General features: G+C 69.0%; 18 protein-coding genes, 2 tRNA genes and 1 other RNA gene. 11 read left to right on the top strand and 10 right to left on the bottom strand.

Annotation, left to right across the window (positions count from 1 at the left end; genetic code table 11):
• The first annotated feature begins 24 nt into the window (after positions 1-24).
• Positions 25-113, top strand: a tRNA-Ser gene (locus CKW28_RS21605).
• Positions 114-212: 99 nt separating this feature from the next.
• Here CKW28_RS21605 and CKW28_RS21600 read toward each other — a convergent pair.
• Positions 213-740, bottom strand: coding sequence for a lipoprotein LpqH (locus CKW28_RS21600; RefSeq protein ID WP_003925283.1), 528 nt, complete (start codon positions 738-740; stop codon positions 213-215).
• Between the two features lie 306 nt (positions 741-1,046).
• Between CKW28_RS21600 and tgt the strand changes: the two genes are divergently transcribed.
• Together tgt and CKW28_RS21590 are read left to right on the top strand one after the other, a co-directional pair.
• Positions 1,047-2,333 (top strand): tRNA guanosine(34) transglycosylase Tgt, encoded by a 1,287-nt coding sequence (tgt, locus tag CKW28_RS21595; protein ID WP_040546844.1) that lies wholly within the window; start codon positions 1,047-1,049, stop codon positions 2,331-2,333.
• Positions 2,330-3,556, top strand: coding sequence for a cytochrome P450 (locus CKW28_RS21590; RefSeq protein WP_003925281.1), 1,227 nt, complete (start codon positions 2,330-2,332; stop codon positions 3,554-3,556). The genes tgt and CKW28_RS21590 overlap by 4 nt, the downstream gene beginning before the upstream one ends.
• Here CKW28_RS21590 and gluQRS read toward each other — a convergent pair.
• Together gluQRS and CKW28_RS21580 are read right to left on the bottom strand one after the other, a co-directional pair.
• Positions 3,546-4,442, bottom strand: coding sequence for a tRNA glutamyl-Q(34) synthetase GluQRS (gene gluQRS / locus CKW28_RS21585; protein WP_003925280.1), 897 nt, complete (start codon positions 4,440-4,442; stop codon positions 3,546-3,548). The two genes, CKW28_RS21590 and gluQRS, sit on opposite strands and share 11 nt — an antisense overlap.
• 24 nt (positions 4,443-4,466) lie before the next feature.
• Positions 4,467-5,108 carry an MBL fold metallo-hydrolase gene (locus CKW28_RS21580; RefSeq protein WP_003925279.1) on the bottom strand — a complete coding sequence of 214 codons (642 nt, stop codon included), beginning with the start codon at positions 5,106-5,108 and terminating at the stop codon, positions 4,467-4,469.
• Positions 5,109-5,200: 92 nt separating this feature from the next.
• Between CKW28_RS21580 and CKW28_RS21575 the strand changes: the two genes are divergently transcribed.
• The 4 genes from CKW28_RS21575 to ligD all read left to right on the top strand — a co-directional run bounded on the left by CKW28_RS21575 (position 5,201) and on the right by ligD (position 9,865).
• On the top strand, positions 5,201-6,223 hold the full coding sequence (locus CKW28_RS21575; protein ID WP_003925278.1) for a phosphotransferase enzyme family protein: 1,023 nt from the start codon (positions 5,201-5,203) through the stop codon (positions 6,221-6,223).
• 90 nt (positions 6,224-6,313) lie between these two features.
• Complete coding sequence (locus CKW28_RS21570) at positions 6,314-7,702, top strand: MFS transporter (RefSeq protein WP_003925277.1); 1,389 nt, start codon at positions 6,314-6,316, stop codon at positions 7,700-7,702.
• Positions 7,703-7,775: 73 nt separating this feature from the next.
• The gene (locus CKW28_RS21565) at positions 7,776-8,831 is read left to right on the top strand and encodes an ATP-dependent DNA ligase (RefSeq protein ID WP_003925276.1); all 1,056 of its coding nucleotides are present in this window, start codon (positions 7,776-7,778) and stop codon (positions 8,829-8,831) included.
• On the top strand, positions 8,831-9,865 hold the full coding sequence (gene ligD / locus CKW28_RS21560; RefSeq protein ID WP_003925275.1) for a non-homologous end-joining DNA ligase: 1,035 nt from the start codon (positions 8,831-8,833) through the stop codon (positions 9,863-9,865). Before CKW28_RS21565 ends, ligD begins: the two co-directional genes overlap by 1 nt.
• A 15-nt stretch (positions 9,866-9,880) precedes the next feature.
• On the opposite strand, the gene CKW28_RS21555 is transcribed toward ligD, so the two are convergent.
• The 4 genes from CKW28_RS21555 to CKW28_RS21540 form a co-directional block, all read right to left on the bottom strand.
• Entirely contained in the window at positions 9,881-10,939 is a 1,059-nt protein-coding gene (locus CKW28_RS21555) for an NAD(P)H-dependent amine dehydrogenase family protein (protein WP_003925274.1), read from the bottom strand.
• Between the two features lie 59 nt (positions 10,940-10,998).
• On the bottom strand, positions 10,999-12,030 hold the full coding sequence (locus CKW28_RS21550; protein ID WP_040546659.1) for a S1C family serine protease: 1,032 nt from the start codon (positions 12,028-12,030) through the stop codon (positions 10,999-11,001).
• 99 nt (positions 12,031-12,129) lie between these two features.
• Positions 12,130-12,810 (bottom strand): lipid uptake coordinator LucA, encoded by a 681-nt coding sequence (gene lucA, locus CKW28_RS21545; RefSeq protein WP_003925272.1) that lies wholly within the window; start codon positions 12,808-12,810, stop codon positions 12,130-12,132.
• A gap of 131 nt (positions 12,811-12,941) precedes the next feature.
• Positions 12,942-13,027 (bottom strand) — tRNA-Ser (locus tag CKW28_RS21540).
• A 66-nt stretch (positions 13,028-13,093) separates the two neighbouring features.
• Between CKW28_RS21540 and ffs the strand changes: the two genes are divergently transcribed.
• The 3 genes from ffs (at position 13,094) to CKW28_RS21525 (ending at position 16,438) form a co-directional block, all read left to right on the top strand.
• An RNA gene (gene ffs / locus CKW28_RS21535) (signal recognition particle sRNA small type) lies at positions 13,094-13,190 on the top strand.
• 35 nt (positions 13,191-13,225) lie between these two features.
• Positions 13,226-14,509, top strand: coding sequence for an aspartate aminotransferase type Ic (locus CKW28_RS21530; protein WP_040546657.1), 1,284 nt, complete (start codon positions 13,226-13,228; stop codon positions 14,507-14,509).
• A gap of 9 nt (positions 14,510-14,518) precedes the next feature.
• Positions 14,519-16,438 (top strand): DNA polymerase III subunits gamma/tau, encoded by a 1,920-nt coding sequence (locus tag CKW28_RS21525; RefSeq protein WP_003925270.1) that lies wholly within the window; start codon positions 14,519-14,521, stop codon positions 16,436-16,438.
• Positions 16,439-16,451: 13 nt separating this feature from the next.
• On the opposite strand, the gene CKW28_RS21520 is transcribed toward CKW28_RS21525, so the two are convergent.
• On the bottom strand, positions 16,452-17,783 hold the full coding sequence (locus tag CKW28_RS21520; protein WP_003925269.1) for a class I SAM-dependent methyltransferase: 1,332 nt from the start codon (positions 17,781-17,783) through the stop codon (positions 16,452-16,454).
• A complete protein-coding gene (locus CKW28_RS21515) occupies positions 17,780-19,168 on the bottom strand; it encodes an FAD-binding oxidoreductase (RefSeq protein ID WP_040546655.1) in 1,389 nt (462 codons plus the stop codon). The genes CKW28_RS21520 and CKW28_RS21515 overlap by 4 nt, the downstream gene beginning before the upstream one ends.
• Positions 19,169-19,233: 65 nt before the next feature.
• On the opposite strand from CKW28_RS21515, the gene CKW28_RS21510 reads away from it, so the two are divergent.
• Positions 19,234-19,683: an SRPBCC family protein gene (locus CKW28_RS21510; protein WP_003925267.1), complete on the top strand. Its 450-nt coding sequence runs from the start codon at positions 19,234-19,236 to the stop codon at positions 19,681-19,683.
• 8 nt (positions 19,684-19,691) lie between these two features.
• Here CKW28_RS21510 and CKW28_RS21505 read toward each other — a convergent pair whose 3' ends face one another.
• Complete coding sequence (locus CKW28_RS21505) at positions 19,692-20,468, bottom strand: Rv3717 family N-acetylmuramoyl-L-alanine amidase (protein ID WP_040546842.1); 777 nt, start codon at positions 20,466-20,468, stop codon at positions 19,692-19,694.
• Positions 20,469-20,546: the final 78 nt, after the last annotated feature.

Here is a 20,546-nt window from a genome sequence, read left to right as displayed (position 1 = left end):
GGGTGCGTCGGTAAGCTTCGACCCGGTGGCGTGTCCGAGCGGCCGAAGGAGCACGCCTCGAAAGCGTGTGAGGGCAACCCCCTCCGTGGGTTCAAATCCCACCGCCACCGCCACACCGGCCCACAGGGCCGGCGATCAGTCGGCAACGTCGCCGGCGGCGCCCTGCGTCAGGACGCCGCCGGTGCTCGCCAGTCGCTGACCGGCTCGAATGTTCAGGAACCGGGGCAGGTCACCTCGATCTCGAACGGTTTGCTCACCATCCCCGCGCCCGGATCGGCGATATCGGCCCCGGTCGCGGTACCGGTGATCTTGTAGGTGTCGCCGTCCTTCTCGGCCGCCGCCTCACCCTGGCCGGTGCCTTCCTGGTATGTCAGCGCCACACCGTCGACATTGCCCAGCGCGACCTGGCTGACCTGCGGTTCGTCGCCGGTGGAGACCGTCGCGCTGATGCCCTGGGTGGCGTCGCCGATCGCGATCATCACCGTGTCACCGGTCTGGGTGCACGCCACGGTGCCCTGGATCTCCTGCTCCTGACCGTCGATGGAGACGGTCGCCGCGCCCTCGGCGGCCGCGCCGGTGGTGGTCGTCTCCTCCTCCTCCTCGACGATCACCTCGTCGACGGCCTCCCCGGTTGTGGTCTCGTCCGCCGCGGTCGAGCCCTCGTCATTGGATGAACAGCCGGCCAGACCGGCGACGACCAGGGCGGCGCCCCCGATCGCGGCCAGTAAACCTCGATACATGAACAGTCCTCCTCCTGTTGTGAGATGACCCATCAAGATCGGCGGGACATCGTGGCCCAGTATGATGCTCGGCCCGCCGGCAGGCGGCGAAACGGACAAAAATCGGCGTGAACAGTCGGCGGCCGGGCGAATTCTGTGACTGCTGAGCACGAATGCGTCAGGCGGTGCCAATCTCTTGATGCGGCAAGCGTTTCGGAGTCGACTGGATGTCTCTACGTACTCGCGGAACCGATTGCACCGCAACCAATCCGGCGGTAGATGGCGGCGGCGGGTGCACCGCGCCGGGCGGCCGGGTGGCGGTGGGGTATGAATACTGGCGTGACCAGCGATTCATCCGGACCGTTCTTCAGTGTCGGCACAGAGCTGCCCGGGCGGCTGGGACGTACCGGTGTGATCCGCACCCCGCACGGTGAGATCCACACACCCGCGTTCATCCCGGTCGGCACCCAGGCGACCGTCAAGGCGGTGCTGCCGGAGACAATGAAAGAGCTTGGCGCACAGGCTGTCCTGGCCAACGCCTACCACCTCTATCTGCAGCCGGGCCCGGACATCGTGGCGGAGGCGGGCGGACTGGGCGCGTTCATGAACTGGCCGGGGCCGACGTTCACCGACAGCGGTGGATTCCAGGTGCTGTCGCTGGGAGCCGGGTTCCGCAAGGTGTTGGCGATGGACGCCAACCGGGTCCAGGCCGATGACGTGATCGCCGAGGGCAAGGAACGTCTCGCCCATGTCGACGACGACGGGGTGACGTTCCGGTCACATCTGGACGGTTCCACCCACCGGTTCACCCCGGAGAAGTCGATCGGCATCCAGCGCAGGCTCGGCGCGGACATCATCTTCGCCTTCGACGAGCTCACCACGCTGGTGAACACCCGCGGCTACCAGGAACGATCCGTACGGCGCACCCACGAGTGGGCGGTGCGCTGCCTGGTCGAACACCACCGCCTCCGTGCCGCACACCCGGAACTGCCGCGGCAGGCGCTGTTCGGGGTGGTGCAGGGCGCCCAGTACGAGGATCTGCGCCGGCAGGCCGCCCGCGGGCTCACCGAGATCGGAGCCGGCCCCGGACCGGCCGAGGGGCTCGGCTTCGACGGCTACGGTATCGGCGGTGCCCTGGAGAAACAGAATCTGGCGACCATCGTCGGCTGGGTCAGCAGCGAACTGCCGCCGGACAAACCCCGCCACCTGCTCGGCATCAGCGAACCCGACGACCTGTTCGCCGCCGTCGCCGCGGGCGCGGACACCTTCGACTGCGTCTCGCCGTCGCGGGTGGCGCGCAACGCCGCGGTGTACTCGTCGACCGGCCGGTTCAACGTCACCAACGCCCGCTTCCGGCGCGACTTCAACCCGATCGACGACGGGTGCGACTGCTACACCTGCGCCCACTACACCCGTGCCTACCTGCACCATCTGTTCAAGGCCAGGGAGCTGTTGTCGGCGACCCTGGCCACCATCCACAACCAGCGCTTCATCATCCGGCTCGTCGACCGGATCCGGGAGTCGATCGTCGCCGGCGAGTTCGACGAACTGCGTGAGCACACCTTGGGGCGGTACTACGGGGGCCGCCGCCGCTACGGAACAATGGCCACATGACCGTCGAGGCCGATCCGCAGATACTCCTGATGCAGATGCTCGATCCGGCCAACCGGTCGGATCCGTATCCGGTGTATCGGCGGATCCGCGAACGCGGACCCGTGCAGCCGGCGGGTGGCAACGTCACGGTGTTCTCCAGCTACGCCGACTGCGACGCGGTGTTGCGCCACCCGGACTCCTGCAGCGACGGACTCAAGTCCACCATCACCCGGCGTCAGCTCGCCGAGGGCAAGGACGTGCGCCCGCTCGGGCCGCCCGGATTCCTCTTCCTCGACCCGCCGGACCACACCCGGCTGCGCGGTCTGGTGAGCAAGGCGTTCGCCCCGAAGGTGGTGCGGGCGCTGGAAGCCGACATCGCCGCGATGGTCGACGAACTGCTCGCCGCCGCCGAGCCCGGCGGCGAACCGTTCGACGTCATCTCCGGGCTGGCCTATCCGCTCCCGGTGACGGTGATCTGCCGGCTGCTGGGCGTGCCGATCGAGGACGAACCGAGATTCCGGGACGCCTCCGCGCTGCTGGCGCAGGGGCTCGACCCGTTCCTGACGGTCACCGGGCAGGCGGCGGACGGACACGAGCAGCGGGTGGCTGCCGGCCAGTGGCTGCGCGGTTACCTCGGTGAACTCCTCGAGGCACGGCGGGCCGACCCGCGCGACGATCTGATGTCGGCGCTCATCGAGGTCGTGGAGTCCGGTGATCAACTCAGCACCGAGGAGATCATCGCCACCTGCAACCTGCTGCTGGTGGCCGGCCACGAGACCACCGTCAACCTGATCGCCAACGCCGTGCTGGCCATGCTGCGCACGCCCGGCCAGTGGGCGGCGCTGGCCGCCGACCCGCAGCGGGTCTCCGCGGTGGTGGAGGAGACCCTGCGTTACGACCCGCCGGTGCAGCTGGTGGCGCGGGTCGCCGGCGCGGACATGACGATCGGCGGCGTGAGCGTGCCCGAGGGGGACAGCATGCTGTTGCTGCTGGCCGCGGCGCACCGCGACCCGGCGATGTACGACCGGCCCGACGTGTTCGACCCGGACCGCGGGCCGATCAGGCATCTGGGGTTCGGGCGGGGCATCCACTTCTGCCTGGGCGCACCTCTGGCCCGCCTGGAGGCGGCGATCGCCCTGCAGCAGATCACCGCCCGGTTCCCGCGGGCCCGGCTGGCCGGGCAGCCGGTGTACAAGCCGAATCTGACTCTGCGCGGAATGCAGAGCCTGCACATCACGGTGTAGCGGGCCAGATCCAGGGTGAGCGGGGCAGCGCCGCCGGATCGAACTGGTCGAGCAGTTCGGCGAGGTTCGAGGCGGGCCAGCCCAGCGAGGCGCTGATCAGTTCGAATGCCCGCCGCACCCCGAGCTCCGGCAGCGTCACCGCGCCGTCGCGTTTGGCCAGCCGTTTACCCGCGGTGTTGAGCACCAGCGGCACATGGGCGTACTGCGGGGGCCGGTGGCCCAGCAGCCGGGCCAGATACGCCTGACGCGGCGCCGAACTCAACAGATCGTCCCCGCGCACCACCTGATCGATGCCCTGGGCGGCGTCGTCGACCACCACCGCCAGGTTGTAGGCGGGCACCCCGTCGCCGCGCAGCACCACGAAGTCGTCGACGTGGCCGTGATAGCTGCCGTGCAGCAGGTCGGTGACCGCATGGTGGGTGACGTCGGTGCGCAGCCGCAGGGCCGGCGGGCGCCCGGTCTCCCGGCGCCGCCGCTCCCGCCGGCTGCGGGTGAGATCCCGGCAGGTGCCCGGATAGGCGCCCTGCGGCGCATGCGGAGCCCGCGGCGCCTGGGCGATATCCTTTCTGCTGCAATAACATTCGTAAACCAGATCGTCGGCGACGAGCTTGTCGACGACGGCCTGGTAGATCGGCCGGCGCCGCGACTGCCACACCACCGGACCGTCCCAGGTCAGGCCGATCGCCTCGAGGTCGCGCAACTGGCGGGCCGCGGTCCCGGCATCCGTGCGCTCGTCGAGATCCTCGACGCGGATCAGGAATCGGCGGCCGGTGCTGCGGGCGAACAACCAGGCCAACACGGCGGTGCGCAGATTGCCGATGTGCAGGTCAGCCGACGGGCTCGGCGCGAACCGGCCCGCACCGGGGGAACTGCTCACCCGCGCCATTAAACCGCGCGGCGCGGTGGCCGGTCACCGGCGGGTGGCCAGACCGGCCCGGGCCTGCTCGACATGTTCCGGCCACCGGTTGCGGTTCACCGGGTGCACCGCCGAATCGCCTGCGAAGGCGCTGGAGATCACCACGTCCGGGGTCAGCGTGGCCAGCAGCTCCAGGCTGTGATCCAGACTGCGGGCGTCGCTCATCCCCGGCAGGTAACCGGCCGTCCATGCGCCCGAGGCGTCGACGTAGAGGGTGTCGCCGGTGAACAGGTAGCGGGCACCGCCCGACCCGGCCACCAGATAGCAGACGCTGCCGGGGGTGTGGCCCGGCGTCGGGATGACCTCGATCCCGTTGTCGTCCACATGCCGTCGATCCAGCGGCACGTCGATGGTGGCGTGGGCGCTGATCTCCGCCGATTCGGCGGCCGGCGCGTGCAGCCGGGACCCGAACCGCCGGGCGATCCGGGCCAGCATCGGGCCCGCCTCGTCGCGGTGGGACAGGTACTGGTCGGCGATGCCGCCGAGCTGTTCGATCGCGTCGAAGTCGGCGTCGGTGGCCACCGAGTAGAACAGTGCGTTGCGGCGGCCGCCGGTCCATAGGAACGCGTGGGTGGTCAGGCCGGGGAACGGGGAGTCGGTGCGGGTCTGCCAGAGGGTGGGGAGGACTTGGTGCATGGGACCAGCGTGCAACCTCAACCGAAGTTCAGGTCAAGCCCTTCGGCCGGGGTTCGTTCCGGACCGGTGGCGGGCTGGTTCAGACTGTGTGCATGTCCGGACTCCCGCGCGACCATGAGCGCCATGCCCGCACCGTGCTGCCGGCCTACGGGCGGGATCCGGACACCCCGCTGCGACTGCTCAGCGTGTCGGAGAACGCGATCTATCTGGTCGACGACCCCGATCCCATGGTGCTGCGGGTGCATCGGCCCGGCTACCACTCGCCGGCCGCGATCCGCTCCGAACTGGGCTGGATGACCGCGCTGCGGGAGCAGACCACGGTGGCGACGCCGCGGGCGTTGCGCACCGTCGACGGGCGGGACGTGGTGGCCGCGCAACCGGACGGTTCCCGCGGATCCCCGGTGTACGTGGACGCGGTGACGTTCATCCCCGGCTGCACCGCCGAGGAGCAGCCCGACGCGGTCGGGTTCGAGGACCTCGGGCGGATCACGGCCGTCATGCACCGTCATGTGCAGAGCTGGTCTCCACCAGCGGGTTTCACCAGGTTCCGCTGGGACATCGACACCACGATCGGAGCGCATCCCCGGTGGGGCAGTTGGCGGCACGCCGCCGGACTGACCCCCCGCGACATCGACGTGGTCGAGCGGGCCGCCGCGGCCGTGACCGCCCGGCTGACCGAGTTCGGTTATGCTCCAGACAAATTCGGTCTCATTCACGGTGACCTGCGGATGGCGAATCTGATGATCGACCCGGCCGATCCCGGCGCGCCGATCACCGTGATCGACTTCGACGATTCCGGATGGTCCTGGTATCTGGCCGATCTCGGCGCGGTGGTGTCGTTCATCGAGCACACTCCGTTGGCGGAGAGCATCATTGCCGACTGGTTGTGTGGCTACCGGGAGGTATGTGAACTGCCGCAGGCGGATCTGGAGATGGTGCCGACGTTCGTGATGCTGCGCCGGCTGATGCTCACCGGATGGATCGCCTCGCATCCGGACGCCGATGCCGCAATCACCTACCGCGACGGCTACCCGGAGGGTACGGTGCAGTTGGCTCACCGGTACCTCGGGGACCGGAACTGGCTGCGGGACGCGGTGTTCTCCACCCGGGTCTGAATCGAGGTTTAGCAGACGGCCCGCGGTGGGAACCAGAACAGGCCGTGTCGTCACGGCTGGTTGATGGCGACTGACAACAGGAGAGATCTCTTGACCACGGAGCGCACCGACCCGCCGCAGGATCCGTCCGTCGAGCAGGAGCAGCCACCCGGGGTGCTGCGCAAGGCGATCGCGGCGTCGGCGGTCGGAAACGCCACCGAGTGGTTCGACTACGGCCTGTACGCCTACGGCGTCACCTACATCTCGGTGGCGATCTTCCCCGGTGACGGGGCCACCGCCACCCTGCTCGCGCTGATGACCTTCGCGGTGTCGTTCCTGGTGCGCCCGCTCGGCGGCTTCGTGTGGGGGCCGCTCGGCGACCGGCTGGGCCGCCGCCAGGTGCTGGCGATCACGATCCTGCTGATGGCCGGCGCCACCTTCTGCGTCGGCCTGGTGCCCAGCTACGACTCGATCGGGCTGTGGGCGCCGGTGCTCATGGTGATCCTGCGGATGATCCAGGGCTTCTCCACCGGCGGCGAATACGGCGGGGCGGCCACCTTCATGGCCGAATACGCACCGTCGCGGCGCCGCGGCCTGCTGGGCAGCTTCCTGGAGTTCGGCACCCTCGCCGGGTTCTCGCTGGGCGCGCTGATGATGCTGGGCGTCTCGCTGATGCTCTCCGACGACCAGATGAACACCTGGGGCTGGCGGGTGCCGTTCCTGATCGCCGCACCGCTCGGGCTGATCGGCCTGTATCTGCGCAGCCGGCTGGACGACACCCCGATCTTCCGGGAACTGCAGGAGTCGGATCGCGAGGAGAAGTCGATCTGGACCGAGTTCAAGGATCTGCTGGTCGAGTACCGGGGCCAGATCCTGCGGCTCGGCGGGCTGGTGGTGGCGCTCAACGTCGTCAACTACACCCTGCTGAGCTACATGCCGACCTATCTGCAGACCTCGATCGGGTTGTCCACCGACACCGCGCTGGTGGTGCCGATCATCGGGATGCTGTCGATGATGGTGTTCCTGCCGTTCGCGGGGCTGCTCTCGGACCGGTTCGGCCGCAAACCGATGTGGTGGATCTCGCTGGGCGGGCTGCTGGCGCTGGTCGTGCCGATGTTCATGCTGATGTCCACCAGCGTCCCGGGCGCCATCATCGGGTTCGCGGTGCTGGGGCTGCTCTACGTGCCGCAGCTGGCCACCATCTCCGCCACCTTCCCGGCGATGTTCCCCACCCATGTGCGCTACGCGGGCTTCGCGATCGCCTACAACGTGTCGACGTCGCTGTTCGGCGGCACTGCCCCGGCCGCCAACGACTGGCTGATCCAGCAGACCGGGAACAACCTGATGCCGGCCTTCTACATGATGGCGGCCTGTCTGGTCGGGATGCTCGCGCTGGTCAAGCTGCCCGAGACCGCGCGCTGCCCGATCGGTGGCACCGAGATCCCGGGCACCGAGGACGCGCCGCCGCCGGTGGAGTACGACCTGGTGGGCAACCGCTGACCCGTCTGGTCCGGGCCGCCCGGACCGATGACTCGGCGCCGCAACGATGGTCTGAACCGGCATGAAGGCAATAATGGGACGGGTGGATCTCCCCGTGCTGCCGCCGCTGGAACCGATGCTGGCCAAGGCGCAGGCCGAAGTCCCCGACGAACCCGGCGTGTGGTCGTACGAACCCAAATGGGACGGCTTCCGGGCGTTGGTGTTCCGGGACGGCGACGAGGTGATGCTGCAGTCCCGCAACGGACGCGAACTCGGGCGCTACTTCCCGGAACTCGTCGAGGCGTTGCGCGACGAACTGGCCGACCGCTGCGTGCTCGACGGCGAGGTGGTGGTGCCGCGTGAGATCGACGGCCGGGTGCGGCTGGACTGGGAGTCGCTGAGCCAACGCATCCACCCGGCCGCGAGCCGGGTCGCCATGCTCGCCGAGCAGACCCCGGCGCACTTCATCGGGTTCGATGCCCTGGCCACCGGCGCGACATCACTGCTCGACGAACCGTTCCGGGTGCGCCGGGACGCGCTGAACGAGGCGGTGCGGAGCAAGCAGTGGTGCCATGTCACGCGCACCACCGAGGACCCCGAACTGGGCGCCGAGTGGTTGCAAGCCTTCGAGGGCGCCGGCCTCGACGGGGTGATCGCCAAACGGCTCGACGGACCGTATCTGCCGGGCAAACGCGAGATGGTGAAGGTCAAACACGTCCGCGACGCCGACTGTGTGGCGATCGGATACCGCATCCACAAGAGCGGAGAGGGAGTGGGGTCGATCCTGCTCGGGCTGTACACCGAGGACGGGGAGCTGCGCATGGTCGGCGGCGCGGCGTCGTTCACGGCCAGGAACCGGCTCAGACTGCTCGCTGATCTGCAACCGCTGCGCATCGGGAACGAACTGCGCGAGGGCGAGCCCAGCAGGTGGAACTCCGCGGCGGACAAGCGGTGGATCCCGGTCCGTCCGGAGAAGGTGTGCGAGGTCGTCTACGACCAGATGGAGGGCAACAGCGTCGACGGTCGGCGGTTCCGCCATGCGGTGCGGTTCGTGCGGTGGCGACCGGACCGCGATCCGCGCAGCTGCACGTTCGCTCAGCTCGAGGTGCCGTTGCACTACGATCTGTACGACGTGCTGGAGCAGGCCTGATGGCGCAGAAGCACGGGGCGGCAACCGAACTGGACATCGACGGGGTCAAGGTCCGGTTGACCAGCCCGGACAAGGTGTACTTCCCGAAGATCGGTGCCGCCGGGACCAAGGCCGCGCTGGTGGACTACTACCGCTCGGTGAGCGGGCCGATGGTGGCGCTGCTGCGCGACCGTCCCACCCACCTGCAGCGCTTCCCGGACGGTATCGAGGGTGAGGAGATCTACCAGAAGCGGATCCCGCAACGGCATCCCGACTACCTGCAGACCTGCCGGGTGACCTTCCCATCCGGCCGCACCGCCGACGCGCTGCAGATCACCCATCCGGCGGCGATCGTGTGGGCGGCGCAGATGAGCACCATCACCTTCCACCCGTGGCAGGTGCGCTGCCCGGACACCGAACATCCCGACGAGTTGCGCATCGACCTGGATCCGCAGCCCGGCACCGGTTTCGCCGAAGCCCGCACCGTGGCGGTCGACGTGCTCAAGCCGCTGCTCGACGAACTCGGGCTCACCGGATACCCGAAGACGTCCGGCGGCCGGGGGATCCACATCTTCCTGCGGATCGCCACCGACTGGGACTTCATCGAGGTCCGCCGCGCGGGTATCGCGTTGGCGCGTGAGATCGAGCGTCGCGCACCGGATCTGGTCACCACGTCGTGGTGGAAGGAAGAGCGCGGCGAGCGGATCTTCATCGATTTCAACCAGAACGCCCGCGACCGCACGTTCGCCTCGCCCTATTCGGTGCGCAAGACACCGATCGCCACCGTGTCCACCCCACTGTCGTGGGACGAACTGCGCGACGCCGACCCCGATGACTACACCATGGCCACCGTGCCGGATCTCATTGCCGCCCGGCCGGATCCGTGGGCCGGCATCGACTCGGTGGCGCACTCCCTCGAACCATTGCTGGCGATGGCCGAGGCCGACCAGGAACGCGGCCTGGGTGATCTGCCGTACCCGCCGAACTATCCCAAGATGCCGGGCGAGCCCAAGCGGGTGCAGCCGTCGCGGGACACCGACCGCAAGGAGACCTGACCGGGTCGGTCAGGCTCACACCCGGACCACGCCGCGGGCCTGTGGGAGCGGCAGATCGTTGTAGGTGGCGATCCCGGGTTCCGCGGCGACCACCGCCGGGATCATGTGGATCGGCGGCATCGCGGTCATGATGTGGCCCAGCACCATGAACTCCTCCATGGTGGTGGCGCCGAAGTCCGGCGGGGGCAGGAAACCGATCTCCATGTTGACCGTCGGCCGGCCGTCCACGGTGATCTTCCAGCCCTCCCGTTCGAGCTGCCAGTTCGGCTCGAGGGTCTGCCCCTTCTTCCACCGCACGTTGAGGTCGATGAGGGTGCGCCCGCCGATACGGCCCTGCCAGCTCGCGTACACCCCGGCCACACATCCGGCGCCGATCTTCCACGACCCCAGGTCGAGGTCCTCGGTGGTCTGGGCGTATTCCGCCTCGCAGACGATCTCGTCGAGCTCGACGCCCAGCGAGTCGGCGATCAACTGCACCGCCTCGGCGAAGATCGCGGTGCCCTGCGAGGCCATCTGCGGCAGGTTCGGATCGTCGATCGGGGTGCCGAACCCCACCGGCTTCTCGGTGGCGGGGGAGTCGTAGAAGGTGGTGTCGGACTGTTCGCAGATGGTGACCTTGTCGACCCGGTCGCACATCTGGGTGCCGATGATCGCCAACAGCTCGGCGAAGCCGGGGCTGATGCCGGAGCCGAACATGGTCGAGCCGCCCTGCCGGCAGGCCTCCTCGATGCGGTCGCGTCCGTCCCGCAGATTGTGTCCGGTGATGAAGGACGCCGACGACACCACGTTGATCCCGGCCGACAGGATGCGGACCAGTTCGTCGACGTCGATCCACATCGGGTTGTAGACCACGACGTCGGGTTTGAGCGCGAGCAGTTCGTCGACGTCGTTGGTCGCCTTCACCCCGAGCGGTTCGATGCCGGCCAGCTCGCCCGCGTCGCGGCCGACCTTGTCCGGTGACCACGCGTACACCCCGACCAGTTCGTAGAGCGGGTTGGCGGCCAGCGCCTGGACTGAACTCTTACCGACGTTTCCGGTCGTCCACTGGACGACCCGATAGGGAGTGTTGGGCACTCGCTCAGCATAGGTCGGTGGGCGGTGCCGTGGCGGCCGTTTCGGGCTAAGCGCAGCGCTTACAGATGCGCGGTCAGCGTCGCCTTCCCGGTGCGGGTCTGACCGGACGCATCGATCCAGACCAGGTCGACCACGTCGCCGGGATAGTGCCGGTCCAGGGTGTAGGTGAGGGTGGTGGCCGAGTCCAGCCGGGTGCCGTCCAGCTCGATGAGGATGTCACCGGAGCGCAGCCCGGCCGCTTCGGCGGGACCGCCCCGCAGCACGTCCTGGATCAGCACCCCGGGGCGGGTGCGCAGGGGTGCGGTGCGCACTCCCACGCCCAGCAGCGTGGGCGGTCCGATGTGCACCGAATCCGACGGCACCCGGGCGCGGATCTGATCGGCGATCGCCATCGCATCGTTGATCGGGATCGCGAACCCGCGACCGCCCGGACCCATCCGGAAGCTGACCGACGCCGCCGTGGTGATGCCCACGACCTCGCCGGCGGTGTTGACCACCGGCCCGCCGGAGTCACCCGCGCGCACCGGCGCGGCGAACTCGAACAGCCCGCTCAGCTCCTCCGACGAACCGGTGAGGGTGTCCTCGGCGGTCACCGTGCGGCCGAACTCGGTGACCGTGCCGGTCTCCCGGGTCAGCGGGGCATGGGTGCCGTTGGCGTTGCCCAGGGCGACGACGGGTTCGCCGGGCGCCAGGTTGTCGGAGTCGCCGATCGGGGCCACCGGGAGGCCGGCGGCGCCGTGCAGTTGCAGCACCGCGATGTCCTGGCGCCGGTTGTAGCCGATCAGCTCCGCGGGGAACGGCTGGCCGTTGACGGTGGCGGTGATGGTGTCCGCGCCCTGCACCACGTGGAAATTGGTCAGCACCTCCCCGTTGGGGTGCAGCACGATTCCGGCGCCGACACCGATCGCGCGCTGGTAGTCGATCCGGGTGTCGATGCGGGCGACCGCGGGCTCGACCCGGCTCGCCGCGGCGAGCACATCCGGCGGCTGCGCCACCGAGGTGACGGGGAACGCCGGACTCAGCAGACCCAGTGTCGCCACCAGCGCGATGAGGTACAGCCACGGCCGTCGAACTAGCCGGTGTGCACCCATTGTTTCCTCCCCGGGGCTGATGTCGAGAGACCGATATTGTCGGCCATCCTGGCCGTCAGATACCCAGCCTTCGATGAATGAACCCGTCGCCAGAAAAGACTAGTCGTCGGCGGCGGTGTCGCTGCGGAGCCGACGGCGTGTGCGCGCCTTGCCCGTGGGGCGCCGGTTGCGCAGCTTCCCATCGGTGGGTTCAGCCTCCGGGGGACTTTCCGCAGGATCCTCTGCCGGGGCCTCGGCGGTGTCCTCGGTGTCGCCGGGCTCGGTGTCCTCGGTGTCGCCGGCGGGCCTGCGGCCGCGGCGGGTGCGCTTCTTCGCCTTCTTCGCCTTCCCCGCCTTCACCGGTTTCGGCGGCGGCGGGGGCAACTCGGCGACGAAGGCCAGGTAGAACGCGAACATGCCGAGAAGCGCGATCGCGGCGGCCGCGCCGTAGACGCCGAACAGCCACTGACCCGCGTCGTCCAGGCTCACCCAGATCTCGGTGACCGCGGTGCCGACGATCAACACCCCGGCCAGCACGTGCAGGGCGATCGAGACGGTGCGCAGTGTCAGCGCCAGCTGCGGAGTGCCGAACTCGGGCCGCCGGGTGCGCAGCAGCGTGAAGACCACCGGCAACGCCGCGAGCCCGATCAGCACACCGGTGACGATGCGCAGCACCGTGCCCAGCGTCTCGGACAGCTGGCCGGTCAGCTCGAACCACCGGGGCAGGACGAAGAAGAAGTACAGCACCGCGGCGATGACCGAGAACGATGCGTGCCAGAGCACCGCGCCGGTCCGCCGCATGCTCCTCCTCAGGTCTGTGGATGGACGTCCGCAGGGGAACGTCCGGGGACGAACCCCGAGCCTATTGGATGAACCCTGACTTGATGAACGGGGTGCGATCGCCGACTGGCGATCGCACCCCGTCCCAGGTGCGGAGGATGCGGGATTTGAACCCGCGAGGGCTATTAACCCAACCCGCGTTCCAGGCGAGCGCCATAGGCCACTAGGCGAATCCTCCGATCGCTATATTAGCGAACCCTGTCCAGCCCGCCCCAACCTCTCCGGTTCGGCGTACTAGACTCGCTGCTGGACCCCGCGCGGCGTCCATCCTGTGAACTCCCCCAGGGCCGGAAGGCAGCAAGGGTCAGCGGGCTCTGGCGGGTGCGCGGGGTCCCCTTGAGTTTCCTGATCGCGGCGTTAGGTGAAAGGCGCACGGGTGTCGTTCCATTCCCTCGGCCGTGATGAGCTGACTGCCCAGTACGAACTGCAACGGCGCAGCTACGCCGAGTTGCAGGCCAAGAATCTGCAGCTGGACCTCACCCGCGGCAAGCCATCACCGGCCCAGTTGGACCTGTCCAACCGGCTGTTGAGCCTGCCCGGCGACGACGACTACCGCGATGCGGACGGCACCGACGTCCGCAACTACGGCGGCCTGCACGGGCTGCCCGAACTGCGGGCCATCTTCGGCGAGCTGCTCGGCATCCCGGTGCCGAATCTGATCGCGGCCAACAACGCGAGTCTCGAGCTGATGCACGACATCCTCACGTTCGCGATGCTGCACGGCGCCCCGGACTCCACCCGGCCGTGGCTCAAGGAACCGGTGGTCAAGTTCCTGTGCCCGGTCCCCGGCTATGACCGGCACTTCGCGATCACCGAGAACCTCGACGTCGAGATGATCCCGGTCCCGATCCGCGACGACGGCCCGGACGTCGACATGATCGAGGAGCTCGTCGCGGCCGACCCGGCGATCAAGGGCATGTGGTGCATCCCGGTCTACTCGAACCCCACCGGGGTGACCGTGTCCTGGGAGAACGCCCGGCGGCTGATGCAGATGAAGACCGCGGCCAACGACTTCCGGGTGTTCTGGGACAACGCCTACGCGGTGCACACCCTGACCCACGAGTTCGAACGGCAGATCGACGTGCTGGGGCTGGCCGCGGCCGCCGGGAACCAGAACCGGCCGCTGGTGTTCGCGTCGACCTCCAAGATCACCTTCGCCGGCGCCGGGGTCAGCTTCTTCGGCGGGTCGCTGGCCAACATCGCCTGGTACCTGCAGCACGCGAGCAAGAAGACCATCGGCCCGGACAAGGTGAACCAGCTGCGGCATCTGCGGTTCTTCGGCGACGCCGACGGGGTGCGGCTGCACATGCACCGGCACCGCGAACTGCTGGCGCCGAAGTTCGCGCTGGTCGCCGAGATCCTGGAGAACCGGCTCGGCGAATCCAAGATCGCGTCCTGGACCGAACCCAAGGGCGGCTACTTCGTCAACCTCGACGTCCTGCCCGGTACCGCGAAGCGCACCGTCGCCCTGGCCAAGGCCGCCGGGATCGCCGTGACCGAGGCGGGGGCTTCGTTCCCGTACCGGAACGATCCCGAGGACAAGAACATCCGCATCGCACCGACCTTCCCGGGGCTGGACGAACTGCGCGATGCGATCGACGGATTGGCGACGTGCGCGCTGTTGGCGGCCACCGAGTCGCTTGTCGGCGCGAATCGATAGCCTGCATTCGTGGCGCTCTACCGTAAGTACCGACCCGCCACCTTCGCCGAGGTGGTCGGCCAGGAACACGTCACCGAACCGTTGTCGGTCGCGCTGTCCTCGGGCCGGATCAACCACGCCTACCTGTTCTCCGGACCGCGCGGCTGCGGCAAGACGTCGTCGGCGCGCATCCTGGCCCGCTCGCTGAACTGCGTCGAAGGTCCCACGCCGACCCCGTGCGGCAGTTGTGACTCGTGCGTCGCGCTGGCCCCGAACGGCCCGGGCAACGTCGACGTGGTGGAGCTCGACGCCGCCAGCCACGGCGGTGTCGACGACACCCGCGAACTGCGGGACCGCGCCTTCTACGCCCCGGCGCAGTCGCGGTACCGCATCTTCATCGTCGACGAGGCGCACATGGTCACCACCGCGGGCTTCAACGCGCTGCTCAAGATCGTCGAGGAGCCGCCGGACCATCTGATCTTCGTGTTCGCCACCACTGAACCGGAGAAGGTGCTGCCGACGATCCGGTCCCGCACCCACCACTATCCGTTCCGGCTGCTCGCGCCGCGCACCATGCGCGGGCTGATCGAGAAGATCTGCGCGCAGGAGCGGGTGCACGTCGACGACGCGGTGCTGCCGCTGGTGATCCGCGCCGGCGGCGGCTCGCCGCGCGACACGTTGTCGGTGCTGGATCAGCTGCTGGCCGGGTCCGAGCACGGCCCGGACGGCAGCCGGATCACCTACCAGCGGGCGCTGGGGCTGCTCGGCGCCACCGATGTCGCGCTCATCGACGACGCCGTCGACGCGTTGGCAGCCGGTGACGCCGCCGCGCTGTTCGGCGCGGTCGAGTCGGTGATCGACTCCGGCCACGATCCGCGCCGGTTCGCCAGCGACCTGCTGGAACGGTTCCGCGACCTGCTGATCCTGCAGGCCGTGCCGGACGCCGCGGCGCGCGGCGTGGTCGATGCGCCCGGCGATGTGCTGGAGCGGATGCGGGAGCAGGCCGCCCGCATCGGCGCCGCGACGCTGACCCGCTATGCCGAGGTGGTACACGCCGGTCTGGGGGAGATGCGGGGCGCCACCGCGCCCCGGCTGCTGCTCGAGGTGGTGTGCGCCCGGCTGCTGCTGCCGTCGGCCAGTGACACCGAATCGGCGTTGTTGCACCGCATCGAACGCATCGAGAAGCGGCTGGACATGGCGGTGCCGGCCACCGACATGGTGCCCGGCGGGGCCTCCGCCCCGGCCCGGCCGGCCCGTGAGTTCACCCGCCGCAGCGCCGCAGCGCGGGACACCGCCCCGCCCGCCGAACGGACCCCGCCGGCCGAACGGGCCGGGGCGCCCAGGACGGAACGGGCCCCCGAGTCGCCGCCGCCGGTGCGGCCACCGTCGGATCCCGCGGTCGTCGCACCCCCCACCGCGGCGGTGGCGCAACGCTCCGCGCCCGAGCCCGAGCAGCGCCCGGCGCGGACGGATCGACCACGCGCCGCCGCGCCGCCCAACGGTGCGCCCGGTCGGCTCGACACCACCGCGGTGCGCAGCATGTGGTCCACCGTGCGGGAGAAGGTCCGCGAACGCAGCCGCACCACCGAGGTGATGCTGGCCGGCGCCACCGTGCTGGCCGTCGAAGGCAACACCCTGGTGCTGAGCCACGAGTCGGCACCGCTGGCCAGGCGGCTGACCGAGCCGCGCAACGCCGACGTGATCCGCGAGGCGCTCAAGGATGCGCTCGGGGTGGACTGGCAGATCCGCTGCGAGACCGGCGCGCCCCCGCCACCGCCGCCACCGGCGGAGTCGCCGACGCCGCCGGTCGAGCCGACCGACGACGAGGAGAGCATGCTCGCCGAGGCCGCGGCCGACGCGGCGTCCGACGCGCCGGTCCGCGACCCCGAAGAGGTCGCCCTCGAACTGCTGCAGAACGAGCTCGGCGCCCGTCCGATCGACGAACGCTAGACCGGCGCAGCGGTCACGGGGTCCACCAGGGCCGCAACGGCAACCCGCCGTCGTTCCCGGATTCGTCGAGTTTGACGGCGAGCACCTGGTGCAGCTGCACCACGTTGGTCTCGAACCCGAGCCGCGAGCCGGCCATGTACAGGCCCCACACCTTGGCCGTCGGCAGCCCCACCTCGGCGACCGCCTCGTCCCAGTTCTCGACGAGGTTGCGGCACCAGTCCCGCAGCGTCAGCGCGTAGTGGTGGCGCAGGTTCTCCTCGTGCAGCACCTCCAGCCCGACGTTCTGGGCCTCGGTGATGATCCGGCCCGAGCCGGTCAGCTCACCGTCCGGGAACACGTACCGGTCGATGAAATCGCCCGCCGTCGCGGCCGACCGGTTGTCCGGGCGGGTGATGCAGTGGTTGAGCAGCAGACCGCCGGGACGCAGCTTGGACTGCAGGAACCGGAAGTAGGCCGGATAGTTCTGCACCCCGACGTGTTCGGTGAGCCCGAGCGAGGACACCGCGTCGAACCCGGTCTCGACCACATCGCGGTAGTCGCCGTGCCGGATCTCGGCGTGCTGGCCCAGACCCTCCTCGGCGATCGCCTTCTGGCCCCACAGCGCCTGCTCCCGCGACAGCGTCACGCCGATCGCGTTCACCCCGTGCCGGGCCGCGTAGCGCACCATGCCGCCCCAGCCGCAGCCGACGTCGAGCAGCCGGTCACCGGGCTGCAGCCGCAGCTTCTCGAACACCAACCGGTACTTGTTCTCCTGCGCCTCCTCCAGCGACGCGTCCGCGTCCGGGTAGCAGGCGCAGGTGTAGGTCATCGACGGTCCGAGCACATACCGGTAGAAGGTGTTCGACACGTCGTAGTGGTGGTGGATCGCCTCGGCGTCGCGGGTCTTGCTGTGCCGCAGCCCTTCCGCGATACGGCGCCAGCGGGGCAGCGCCTCCTGCGGCGGCGGTGCGATGGGTTTGAGGTGCTCGAACCCGATGGACCGGACGATGTGGGCCAGCACCCGCGCCGGGGGACGCCGGAAACTCACCTGATCCAGCGTCTTGAGCAGTTCGTACGGATCGCCGGGATGCACCCCGCGCGGCTCGAGGTCGCCGGAGACGTAGGCGCGGGCCAGCCCCAGATCGCCCGGCGCGGTCGCCAGATACGTGGTGCCGCGCGGAGCGAGCAGGTCGATGCCCAGCCGCGCGTCCTCCGGCCCGGCCGCGCTGCCGTCGTAGGCGGTGAACCGGATCGGCAGATCACCGTCGGCCACGATCTCGAAGATCTCAGCCAGGGAGAGTTTGCGGTCGGTTGCCAACCGGCCGGGGTGTTCTTTGAACCCGGGGTGTTCTTTGAACGTTGTCATCGTCGAAGCACCGCCTTGGCATACAGGTCGAGAAGACGTCCATCGGGATCGTAAGTCTTCTTGACGGTCTTGTACGTCTCACCACCATAAAGTTCATCGAACTCGTCGGGGGAGTAGAACGCGTCGGAATACAGCGATTTGTGGCCGTCGAGTTCGCTGACCTTGCGTTCGATCAACCGGTTCGTGGCACCCTCGGTGTCCCCGGCCGGCACCGAGGACCAGAACCCGATGTTGACGTAGGTGCGGCCCGGACGCAGCGGATACAGCGGCCAGACCCCGTCCGGATCGGTGGACCGCAACCGCAGCGGGCACAACCAGATCGGCTCGATCGGGATGTACTCGAGGAACCAGTCGATGAACTCCGCACACCGTTCCAGCGGCACCTCGATGTCCTGCACCACCCGTTCGCGCGGGGGCCGCCCGTTCCACCGCTCGATGCGGTCGGCGATGCCGAACCGCTGATCGTAGGAGATCAGTTTCCAGTAGAAGCTGCTGCGCCGCAGCCGGCGTGGCCAGAGCCGTCTGATCGTCGGGTGCTGCGCGCCGAAAGCCCTTGAACACCAGAACCAATCGGTATCCCAGCGCCACAGGTAGTCGTGGATGGTGAGCCGGTCGTGCTTGACTCCCTCGGCGTGCTGGATGGACCGGTAGTAGATCTGCTGTCCGGTGTAGTCGCTCACCGGGCCCGGCGTGGTGGTCTTGAAACCCAGTGTCAGATAACTCTCTTGGGCGCTGAACACCACGCCGTCGAGGTAGTCGACGGGGATGCCGTCATACTCGCCGGCCGCGATGATGCGGTCCATCTCCGCGACCAGGTCGGGCACCGACCCGAACCGCAGATGTCTGATCGCGACAAACGGCCGGACCGGCTCCAGCTCGATCTTCAGCCGAACCGCATAACCCAGCGTGCCATAGGAATTCGGAAACGCCCGGAACAGGTCGGGATGCCGGGTGGGGGAGGTGGTGAGCACCTCGCCGGCACCGGTCAGCACGTCCATCTCCAGCACCGACTCATGCGGTAAACCGTTGCGGAACGAGGTGGATTCGATGCCGAGACCGGTGACGGCGCCCCCGAGGGTGATCGTCTTCAACTGCGGAACCACCAGCGGCGCCAGCGCATACGGCAAGGTGGCGGCGACCAGATCCTCGTAGGTGCACATACCGGCCACCTCGGCGGTGCGGGTCTGCGGATCCACCGCGATGACGTCGGTCAACCCGGACACGTCGAGGCCTCTGACGGTGTTCTTGGCACGCGCGCGGAACAGGTTCGAGGTGGGTTTGGCGAGCCGCACCGTCGCATCCGGCGGGATGGCGCGGTAACTCTCCAGCAGCCGTCGCACCCCCGCCGCATGCGCGGCCCGCGCATCGGTCGTCACAGCAGACACGGATATACGCTAGTCGGCAGTCGCGGCCGATGCGACCGCATCACGACACGAGGAGTGTGCATTCGATGGGACAGGTCAGCGCGTCGAACACGGTGTTGATCGATGCCGAACCGCAGGCGGTGCTCACGGCGATCAGTGACTACGAAACGGTGCGGCCGAAGATCCTCACCTCGCACTACAGCGGGTATCAGGTGCTCGAGGGCGGTCAGGGCGCCGGCACCGTGGTCACCTGGAAACTGCAGGCCACCGAGTCGCGGGTGCGGGACGTCAGAGCCACCGTCGACGTGGCCGGCCGCACCGTCATCGAGAAGGACGCCAACTCCTCGATGGTGACCAACTGGACCGTCGCACCCGCGGGACCGGCCGGTTCGACGGTGACCGTCAAGACCAGCTGGACCGGCGCGGGCGGCGTCAAGGGCATCTTCGAGAAGATCTTCGCCCCGCTGGGGTTGCGCAAGATCCAGGCCGAGGTGCTGGAGAACCTCAAGAGGGAGATCGAGCAGAAGGGAACCTGACGCGCGGCTCAGCGGACCCGCGCCTGGGCGGACAGGAACGCCGCGATCCCCCGGACCACGGCGTCGGCGTACTTCTGCCGGCCCTCCGGGGCTTTCATCAACGCCGAGTCGACCGGGTTCTTCATGTTGCCCAGCTCCACCAGGATCGCCGGATACTGCGCATGGTTGAGCCCGGCGATGTCGGCACGCGGGTTCAGCCCGTTCGAACCGATGTAGGTCGACGGCGGGATGCCGGACGCGGCGAGCTGATCGCGCATGATCTTGGCAAACTGCACCGACGGGCCGGCCTGCACCGCGTTGAGCGGTGGCGACGAGTACAGCACGTGGAACCCGCGGCCGGTGGGCGGGCCGCCGTCGGCGTGGATCGACACGATCGCGTCCGGCTTGAGGCTGTTGGCCATCGCGGCGCGTTCGTCGACACACGGCCCGAGCGCGTTGTCGTTGCCGCGCGACATCGCGGTGCGCACACCCAGCTGATGCAGCGCGGCCCGGATCCGCAGCGTGGTGTCCCAGTTGAAGGTGTGCTCGGGATAGCCGTCGTCGGTGCTGCTGCCGGAGGTCTGGCACTCCTTGGTGCCGCCGCGGCCGGTGGGCACCTGGCGGTTGATCGAGGCGTCGTTGGCGCCGTTGTGGCCCGGGTCGAGGAAGACGATGCGCCCGGCCAGAGCCGACGGCGCCGCGGCGGCGGGGGACGCCGGCACCGAGGCGGCGATCAACACGGTGGCGACGGCAACGGCTACGCCGCGCATCGTGAACGCGGCTCCGACACGCAGGCAGGCAGGCACGGCCGTCACCGTAGCCCGCACGACGATTACGCTGAAAGGCCTAAGCGCCCGATATCTGCGGGTGAAACCAAGTCGAGA

This window comes from Mycolicibacterium thermoresistibile, from assembly GCF_900187065.1.
In the GTDB taxonomy this organism is placed as follows: domain Bacteria; phylum Actinomycetota; class Actinomycetes; order Mycobacteriales; family Mycobacteriaceae; genus Mycobacterium; species Mycobacterium thermoresistibile.
Note: the sequence above shows the minus strand (reverse complement) of the source record. Positions and strands in the feature narration are given on the sequence as shown.